The sequence below is a fragment of the Streptomyces sp. NPDC006265 genome (genome assembly GCF_040613555.1).
In the GTDB taxonomy this organism is placed as follows: domain Bacteria; phylum Actinomycetota; class Actinomycetes; order Streptomycetales; family Streptomycetaceae; genus Streptomyces.
Genome location: NZ_JBEXSH010000342.1, coordinates 1 through 8,596, shown reverse-complemented (window position 1 = coordinate 8,596; position 8,596 = coordinate 1). Strand labels below are relative to the sequence as shown.

General features: G+C 72.4%; 7 protein-coding genes and 2 pseudogenes. 1 reads left to right on the top strand and 8 read right to left on the bottom strand.

Going from position 1 to position 8,596, the window contains the following annotated elements:
- From ABZ281_RS25520 to ABZ281_RS25485, 8 genes and pseudogenes are all read right to left on the bottom strand, one after another.
- Positions 1-405: pseudogene (locus tag ABZ281_RS25520) on the bottom strand (aminoglycoside phosphotransferase family protein); the annotation flags it as partial.
- Complete coding sequence (locus ABZ281_RS25515) at positions 402-1,457, bottom strand: hypothetical protein (protein ID WP_356659025.1); 1,056 nt, start codon at positions 1,455-1,457, stop codon at positions 402-404. The gene ABZ281_RS25515 and the pseudogene ABZ281_RS25520, both read right to left, overlap by 4 nt.
- Before the next feature lie 68 nt (positions 1,458-1,525).
- The gene (locus ABZ281_RS25510) at positions 1,526-2,101 is read right to left on the bottom strand and encodes a GNAT family N-acetyltransferase (RefSeq protein ID WP_356659023.1); all 576 of its coding nucleotides are present in this window, start codon (positions 2,099-2,101) and stop codon (positions 1,526-1,528) included.
- Positions 2,102-2,133: 32 nt separating this feature from the next.
- Positions 2,134-4,770, bottom strand: a complete 2,637-nt coding sequence (locus tag ABZ281_RS25505; RefSeq protein WP_356659021.1) for a SpoIIE family protein phosphatase — start codon at positions 4,768-4,770, stop codon at positions 2,134-2,136.
- Between the two features lie 252 nt (positions 4,771-5,022).
- Positions 5,023-5,421: an ATP-binding protein gene (locus ABZ281_RS25500; protein WP_356659019.1), complete on the bottom strand. Its 399-nt coding sequence runs from the start codon at positions 5,419-5,421 to the stop codon at positions 5,023-5,025.
- Between the two features lie 170 nt (positions 5,422-5,591).
- Positions 5,592-6,041 carry a (deoxy)nucleoside triphosphate pyrophosphohydrolase gene (locus ABZ281_RS25495; protein ID WP_356659017.1) on the bottom strand — a complete coding sequence of 150 codons (450 nt, stop codon included), beginning with the start codon at positions 6,039-6,041 and terminating at the stop codon, positions 5,592-5,594.
- 122 nt (positions 6,042-6,163) lie between these two features.
- On the bottom strand, positions 6,164-6,358 hold the full coding sequence (locus tag ABZ281_RS25490) for an SPOR domain-containing protein (RefSeq protein WP_356659015.1): 195 nt from the start codon (positions 6,356-6,358) through the stop codon (positions 6,164-6,166).
- 341 nt (positions 6,359-6,699) lie between these two features.
- Positions 6,700-7,452 carry a GntR family transcriptional regulator gene (locus tag ABZ281_RS25485; RefSeq protein ID WP_356659013.1) on the bottom strand — a complete coding sequence of 251 codons (753 nt, stop codon included), beginning with the start codon at positions 7,450-7,452 and terminating at the stop codon, positions 6,700-6,702.
- Between the two features lie 763 nt (positions 7,453-8,215).
- Between ABZ281_RS25485 and ABZ281_RS25480 the strand changes: the two are divergent.
- A pseudogene (locus ABZ281_RS25480) lies at positions 8,216-8,596 on the top strand (SDR family NAD(P)-dependent oxidoreductase); the annotation flags it as partial.

Sequence of the window (8,596 nt, the reverse complement as noted above, 5' to 3'; positions counted from 1 at the left end):
GTCGGGGTCGCGGGCCAGGGCGTCCTCCAGGCTGCCGCCGGTCAGGTCCTCGACGACGGCCGCGTCCGCGGGCAGGTGCGTGTGCGTGGAGTCGGCGTAATGGAGGCGGGGGGTGCGGACACCGGCGGCGGTGAGCCGGTCGTGGGCCGCCGTGAACAGGCCGAGGCCCGTGCCGTGCGAGAAGACGTCCCGGGGGTCGGGGTCCGGCTGGTCCCAGTAGTCCTCGTCGGCGGACCAGACGTAGGCGACGGCAGTGGAGTCGTCGTCGAGGGTGAGGCGGTAGACGCCCTTCTTGGTGCCGCCGCGCAGGCGTTCCACGCCGGTGAGGACGCGGGCCCGGCCCAGGGCGGCGCGGGCGAGGGGAGCGAGTTCGGCGGTGGTGAGGGGGTGTCGGGTGGTGGTCACCGCACCCAGTCTTCCTTGTAGGAACGCCAGTCCGCCTCGGTGGCGGCGAAATCGATGTAGAGCGCGACGCCGAAGCGGGCCCGGTCCGCGTCCGTGCGGGACAGGCCCAGGCGGACGCCCCGGACCGCCGCGGGGACGGTCTCGGCGTGGCCCCAGTGGTCGAAGTTGCTCTCGTAGTAGAAGGGCAGGCCCATCAGCAGGTCGGTGGAGGGCGGGGTGACCTCCAGGGCCAGGGAGGTCTGCTGGGCGACGTAGCCGCCGTAGGTGCCCTCCAGTGGCTGCGCGGTGTCGTACGACATCACGGCGATCTGGTCGACGCGGCGGGCGACCTGGCCGAAGAACTCCTGCGACCACCACTTGGGGTGTTCGGTGAACAGGCCGAACACGGTGTGCAGATTCGGGAGCGGGTCGATCTGGTGGGCGGCGACGGAGAGCCGGGCGTCCCGGGAGCGGGTCTCGCGGCGCAGGGCGTCGAGGAGGGTGAGGTAGTCGCCGTCGCCGGACGGCATGGGCTCCAGGTCGAGGTGGACGCCCTCGTAGCCGGTGTCCAGGATCTGGCGGGCGGAGCGGACGACGGCGGAGCGGGTGTCCGGGTCCGCCAGGCGCATGCCGTCGGAGTCCTCGTCGGCCAGGACGTCGCCCAGGAAGGCCTGCACACGGATTCCGGGGAGCTTCTCGTGGACGGCGTCGATGAACCAACGGGCCCTTGGATACACCGACTCGGGAAGTGTGCCGTCGTGTTCCAGCGGGCCCGAGTGGACGTACAGGTCACGGATGCCGGTGTCCCGCAGGCGGCGGGCCAGGGCGGTGACGTCGGCGTCCTTCTTGCGCCCGTCGACCCAGGCGTGGCCGAGCCAGAGGGCGTCGCGGTTTCTGGTGTACGTGCCGTCCGCCGGGTCGCCCGTGTAGGTGATGCGGAGGGCTGTCAGCACCGAGAGGAGGGGGAGCAGAAGGAGCAGCGGGAGGGCGATGGCCGTGCGTCTGACCCAGCGCCGGCGTCCCCTCTCGGGGGTCGTGCCCTCTGTGCCTTCCGTGTCCTCCGTGTCCTCCATGCCGTCTCCCCCCGGTGGTGCGATCGGTGTTGCCGGGGATGACGATCAGCACGCGCGTTCGGTTGCGATCAGCCGGGATCTTCGGTGAGGTGCCGTACATGCAGGTGGCCGTCCCGGGGGTGCGCGGGCGGCTGCGGCGGCAGGACGGCGGTGAGTTCGTAGCGGCTCTTCTCCGCCACGCGGCAGGAGGCCGTGTTGTCCGTCTGGTGGATGAGTTCGAGGCGCGTCAGGCCGTCGCGGGCGAAGGTCGTGGCAGTCCAGTCGGTCAGTGCCCAAAGGGCACGCGGTGCGATCGCCCGGCCCCGTGCGCGCTGTGCCGTCCAGTAGCCGACCTCGGCGGATGCGGCACCGGGAACGACGTTCTTGAGGACCACGTGGCCGGCCACCAGCCCGCCCGTCCCGGAGGGACGGGCTTCCTCGACGGCGAACGCGAAGCGGCCCCGCTCCCATCCCTGTCGCTGCTCCCGCAGCCACCGCACGGCGCTCGGCTCGTCGTCGACGGCGAAGGACGTCCAGCGGCGCAGAGCCTGGTCCCGGCCCAGCGCCACCAGCCCGGGCGCGTCCGAGGCGGTCCAGGGGCGCAGGACCAGAGCCGGGGCCGTCGGTGTCGCGTCCACCTGGAGCCGCGTCGTGATGTCGGGCATGGGGCGATCGTACGGGTGGTCGTCGGCCCCTGTCAGAACAGGCTCAGCAGAGCCTCCGCCGGGTCCGTCAGGATCGTGTCGCCTCCGGGCAGGGGCAGTTCGAACCACACCGTCTTGCCCCGGGGGGTGCGGCGGGAGCCCCACGCGGCGCTGAGGAGGCCGACGAGCTGGAGGCCGCGGCCGCCCTCGTCGGTGTCGCGGGCGCGGCGGCGGCGCGGCTGGACCAGGCCGGAGTCCCAGACCTCGCAGACCAGGGTGCGGTCGAGCAGGAGGCGCAGCCGGATCTCGCCCTCGCCGTAGCGCAGGGCGTTGGTGACCAGTTCGCTGACCAGGAGTTCCGTGGTGTCGACCAGGGGTTCCATGTCCCAGGCGAGCAGCTGGGCGCGTGCGTACTCGCGGGCCCGGCCCACGCTGCGCGGCTCGCGCGGCAGGGTCCAGTCGCCGACGGAATCGGTGGGCAGCCCCTGTACACGTGCCATCAGCAGCGCGATGTCGTCCTCGCCGTGGTGGGTGTCGAGGGTGTTGAGGACGTGGTCGCAGACGTCCTCCAGCGGCTGGGTCGGGTCGGAGAGCGCGCTGACGAAGGCCTGGAGACCTTCGTCCAGCGGGTGGTCGCGGCTCTCGACCAGGCCGTCCGTGTAGAGCGCGAGCAGGGCGCCCTCGGGCAGTTCGACCTCGACCTCCTCGAAGGGCTCCCCGCCGACGCCGAGCGGCATGCCCGGCGGCACATCGAGCATCAGCGCCGGCTCGCCCGGCTCGACCAGGACGGGCGGCAGATGGCCCGCGTTGGCGAAGGTGCAGCGCCGGGTGACGGAGTCGTAGACGGCGTAGACGCAGGTGGCGAGGTACACCTCCGAGAGGTCGGCCTCGCGGGGGCGGCGGGCCGCCCTGGTCGCCTGCTGGACGCCCCCCGGGGCGCCGAGGCCGCGGGCGATCTCGTCCAGCTGGGAGAGCACCTCGGCCGGTTCCAGGTCGAGCTGGGCCAGGGTGCGGACCGCCGTGCGGAGTTCGCCCATGGCGACGGCGGCGCGCAGGCCCCGGCCCATGACGTCGCCGACGACCAGCGCGGTGCGGTGCCCGGGCAGTTCGATGACGTCGAACCAGTCGCCGCCGACCTCGCTGGGCCGCCCCGTGTTGACGGTGCCGGGCAGATAGCGGCAGGCGATGTCGAGGCCGGAGGCCTCCGGGTCGCCGGGCGGGAGCAGGGACCGTTGCAGTATCAACGCGCGTTCGTGCTCGCGGCGGTAGAGGCGTGCGTTGTCGATGCAGACGGCGGCCCGCGCGGCCAGTTCCACGGCGAGGTCGCGGTCCCGGTCACCGAACGGCTCGCTGCCCTTCGTACGGGCGAACTGCACGAGCCCGACGACCGTGTCGTGGGCGACCATCGGCACGGCGAGAGTGGACTGCACGAGCCCACCGTCCTCGCCCGGGACGGTCTGGGGGCGGGCCGTGCGCAGGGCGTCCGCGCAGGGCGAGTTGAACGGGTAGTGGTGGACGGCGCCGACCGCGACGGGCACGCCGGTGCCGGCGAAGGGCGCGTCGGAGACGGCGCTGGCGAAGGCCACGCGGCGCAGTTCGGCGCTGCCGTCGGCGAGCCCGGGCGGGGTCTCGTCGCCGGCCAGCAGGCCCTGGTAGAGGTCGACCGTGGCCAGGTCGCAGAAGCCGGGGACGACGACGTCGAGGAGCTGCCGGGCCGTGGTCTCCAGATCGAGGGAGTTGCCGATGCGGGCGCCGGCCTCGTTCAGCAGGGCGAGGTTGCGCCGGGCGGCGGCGGCCTCGCGGGCGGCCGCGCGGCGGGCGGTGATGTCGGTGCCGAGCCAGGCGACGCCGATGGGGCGGCCCGAACCGCTGTGCACCCGGTAGAGGTTGACGGACCAGTGGCGGCGCTCGTCGGAGCCGGGCACGAAGCCCGTGACGTGCATGTCGGTGATGGAGTTGCCGGTCTCCAGCACGCGGCGCAGGGTCGCGGCGACCCGCTCGGCCTCGCCGCGCTGGAGGTAGTCGTGGACGCCCTTGCCGCGGTGGTCGTCGGGCGTGCCGCCGAAGATGGACGCGAACCGCTGGTTGGCGCGGCGGACCCGCAAGTCGGGGTCGATCAGCAGGAACCCGAACGGGGATTGACTGAAAATGGCCTGCGAAGCGGCAAGATCGGTCTCGATGGTGCGCAGGGTGCGCACGTCGACCACGATGCAGACGGCGGCCTTCTCACCCTCCTCGGTGCGCGTCGGCATGACGTACACCTCGGCGAGCCCTTCGTGGCCGCACTCCCCCTCGACGCCCCTCGGCATCCGGAAGGGCACGACCCCGGTCCACTCGCGGCCGTCGAGGATCTCGGCCATCTTGCGCATGCCGCGCTCGCGGTGGCGCGGGTCGATGAACGCCTCGATGGGGTCCATGCCGACAGCCCGGTCGGCGGGGATGCCGAAGAGGTGCTCGGCACGCAGGCTCCACTGGTTGACCAGCCCGTCGGGGCCGATGGAGAAGGAGGCGACCCTGATGTAGTCGTAGATGGATCCGGGGGGACTGCTCTGCCACATGGCGTCCCCGGTCCGCACCCCGTCGGCCGCGAGCGCACCTCCCACCGCGGAGGCCAGGCCGTCGGCAGCCCTCACCCTCGCGCCCTCCGACGGGTCCTCGGACTCCGTGGCCTTCGCTGGTATCTCGCTCACGCGAACCGTCCCCTCCAGCTCACCGCGTCCGGCACCGGTCACCGGGGGCGGCTGCCCGCAGTATCCAGCACTACGGTGCCGCACAACACGGTGTTCACGATCACAGCACGGTCCCGATGGTTTTCGGTCCGGACCGTGACAACACTTCCAGTCTTCTAACCAGGGGACACGTCGTCGAACCCCGTCGGCCGGCAACCGCCACTGGCCTGAACCAATCGCTCTACAGCGGTAAGACGTACGTACACCGGATTTTCACTCCGGCACCGCGAGTTCGAACCACACCGTCTTGCCCGCGGCACCGGGCCGGGTGCCCCAGCGGCGCGAGGCGCAGGCCACCAGATACAGTCCGCGGCCGCTCTCGTCCTCCAGGCGGGCGGCACGCTCGCGGGGCGGGTCCGGCAGCGGGTCGGAGACCTCCACCAGGAGGACGCCGCCCAGGCCCGAGGGGCGTACCAGGCGGACCCCGATGGGGCCCGTGGCGTGCCGCAGGGCGTTGGTGACCAACTCGCTCACCAGGAGGGCGGCGAGGTCGGCCAGGTCGGCGAGGCCCCAGTCGCGGAGTTGGCGACGCACGGCCTGGCGGGCGGTGCGCACGGCACCCGGGTCGGCCGGAAAGCTCCACTCGGCGCAGTCACCTTCGGTGTCGATCACGCCCGATCACTTCCCAGGCAGGAGCCCCGCCCATGTCCGGTTTCATGGGATTAATGGGCACATACCCGATATTCGGGGTGGAGTACCGCACGGGGTGGCGTGCTGCGGCACGAAGGCGTAGGGGGCGCCCCGAGGGCGACGCGATGAAGGCCACACGCCCCCAGTCGGCTTCAGGCGCCGGGCACTTCCGGCCTGCCGGGGCCACGCGAGGGGATGCCTTCCAGGGCTCCCAGGTGCGCGAGGGCCTGCCGTACGGCCGGGACGTCCTGGTCGAGCCAGGGCACGTCCCAGATCTCGTCGGGGCCGAGCCAGCGCAGTTCGTCGTGGTCCTGGAGGGGTTCGGGGGCGGCGGAGCCGGGGCGCAGCCGGGCGGTCCACACGTGCAGAACGTACGGCGCCCTGAGGGGCCACTCCCCCGGAACGCGCCCGCCCACCTCGGCGTCGACGCCGAGTTCCTCACGCAGCTCCCGCACGAGCGCCGCGTCGGCCGTCTCGCCGGGCTCGACCTTGCCGCCGGGCAGCTCCCAGCGCCCGGCCAGCTCGACGGGCGCGCTGCGCCGGGCGGCCAGCAGCCGCCCGTCCTCGACCAGCGCGGCCCCTACGACGATCCGCTCACTCATGCGGGGAGCCTACGGGAGTCCCGCCGGCCTCCGAGTCCTGCGCGAGGCCTCTGCGGGGCCCTTCACGGTGGTCAGCCGCGCACCCCTTCACGGTGGTCGGCCGCGCACCCCTGCCCACGCGGTCAGTCGTGGGCCACGGCCGACCCGTTCCGACCGAGCCGCTCGACCCAGTACAGCTGCTTGTGGCCGCGACCATCGAGACTGTCCGCGATCTTCTGGGCCTCGGCCCGGGTCGCGTACCGGCCTACGCGGTAGCGATTGCCGTTGTCGTCCTCTCGTATCACGAGCCAGGGAAGAGTGACCGTGCTGTCGTTCATCGCGCTCCTCCACTTCCCACTCGCGGCCTGTGCCTTACCCCACCCGCTAAGGAAACCGCAATGCGCATATGCCCGACCCTACGCCTAACCTTCACGCAGCGAATACGCCTTTTCACAAAGAGGTACGCAACCAGCCAGAACGTAGGGGGCGCACGCCGACGAACGCGCCGTCGGCGCACCTCGGCGCAACCGGTCCGGGGCATGCCGCGGATCCGACCGCCGACCTGCGCAAACGACGGCCGGCCTCGGGGCACGCGCCGACCCGGCCCACGACGGTCCGCACGGCGGGCTTGTGAGCGGGGCGCGCGGGGTGCGCGCCGCGGGGCGGATGTGAGCGTTCGCTACTTGACCGGAAGGTGGTAGGCGACCCGGTACCGATCGGCCGGGACGACCACGTCGGCCGTCTCCACGGGACGGCCGGAGGCGTAGAACGTGCGCTGGATGACCAGGACCACATGGCCCGGGACACCGCCCAGCACGAGCAGCTCCTCGGCGAGGCCGGGGCGGGCGCCGACCTCCTCCGTGACGTTGTCCACGATCACGTCGATGGCGCGCATGCGCTCCACGACGCCCATGCCGCCGACCGGGCCCTCCTCCGGCAGCATCACGGGCGTACGCCCCGTGACGGTGAGGGGCTCCCAGGACGTGGAGAGCATCATCGCCTCACCGCCCTCGCGATAGAGGTACCGCGTGCACATGACCCGCTCGCCCGGCTCGATGTCCAGCCGCTCGGCGACCGCGACGCTCGCCTCGGACTGCTCACTGCTGGACTCCCAGGTGCCGCGGCCCTCGCCGTCGGCCTGCTCCTGGCGGAACGGGGTGGCGCCTCCGGTCGGGCGGTAGCCGGAGCGGGAGATGCGCCGGGGCACGGGCCGCTCGCGCACATACGTCCCCGAGCCGGAGCGGCCCTCGACCAGGCCTTCCGCCATGAGCACCTTGCGGGCCTCCAGCGCGACCGTGTCCGAGACCCCGTATGCCTGGCGGATTCTGGCCTGGGAGGGGAGGCGGGTGTGCGGTGGCAGCTGACCGTCGACGATCTTCTTGCGGAGATCACCCGCGACGCGCAGGTACGCCGGCTGCTCACCGAATGTCACTGGCCGCTCCCATCAGGTTGTACAGACAGCAACAGCGTGGCAACCGTAGGTTGGGCGGTGCAAGCAAAGGCCAGAGAATCACTCGATGTGATGACAAGGAGGCCCTGAGGGCTTTACGCAGGCACTTTCTCCCCGCTATGGCCGCCGTCACACCTGCGTTTCGAAAGGCGCCTCTCTCGCCCTCCCCGGAGGCGGGTGGGGCCGCCGCCAGACCGAGGGCCTTGCGTGCCGTGACGGTCGTCGGGCCGTCCACGGACCCGTACGCCCTGTCGTAGTGCGCGAAGTACGTGTCCGCGTCGCGCACGGTGCTCGCCCTGCGCCACTCCTCGCGGGCGTCCTCCATGTCCTCGACCAGGTCGGCGACGGGCTTTCGGGCGTGCGCCGGCCAGGAGTGCCCGCGCAGCGCCTCGATCTGCTCGCCGAGCACGTCGTGGACCTGGCCGGCCCAGGCCCGGTGGGCGGCGAGGTCGGCCTCGGGGGGGCTTCACGGGCTCCTCGTGGAGCGCCGCGTCGAGGGCGTTCGCCGTCGAGAGGTAGACGATCTGGTCGGTGTCGAGGATGGTGGGGTCGGCGCGCAGCGAGCCGGTCAGCTTGATCCCGGCCTCGGTGTCACCGAAGAGGCAGGTGATCGCGCGGTCGCCGAAGCGCCGGCTCTCCCGGGACGGCAGCAGGTAGTACACGCCGACGTCGGCCGGCATCGCACAGGTGTCCATCGCGTACTGGCCCTGGAGGGCGTAGCACTGGCTCGTCGGCGAGGTCGGTGACCCTTGGGCAGTTGTCCTTAGCGGGCTTCTCGGCGTACAGCGCGACGAAGTTCGCCCTGGAGGGCATGTCCGAGGGACTCGCGGACGAGGTCGCCGACTTCGGCATCAAGGTGCTGATCGTCGAGCCGGGCGCCTTCCGCACCGGCCTGTTCGAGACCGGGCGGGCCGGTGTGAGTGCGGACAGCGGCGTGTACGGCAAGGTGGGTGAGACCCGTGGGGCGGTCGCCGGCGGCGACGGCACCCAGCCCGGCGACCCGGCCAAGGCCGCCGCCCTGATCCTGGCCGCCCTGGACGCCGAGACCACGCCGCTGCGCCTGCCCCTCGGCGACGACGGCGTCAGCGCGGTGCTCGGCCATCTCGACCGGGTGCGGGACGAGGTC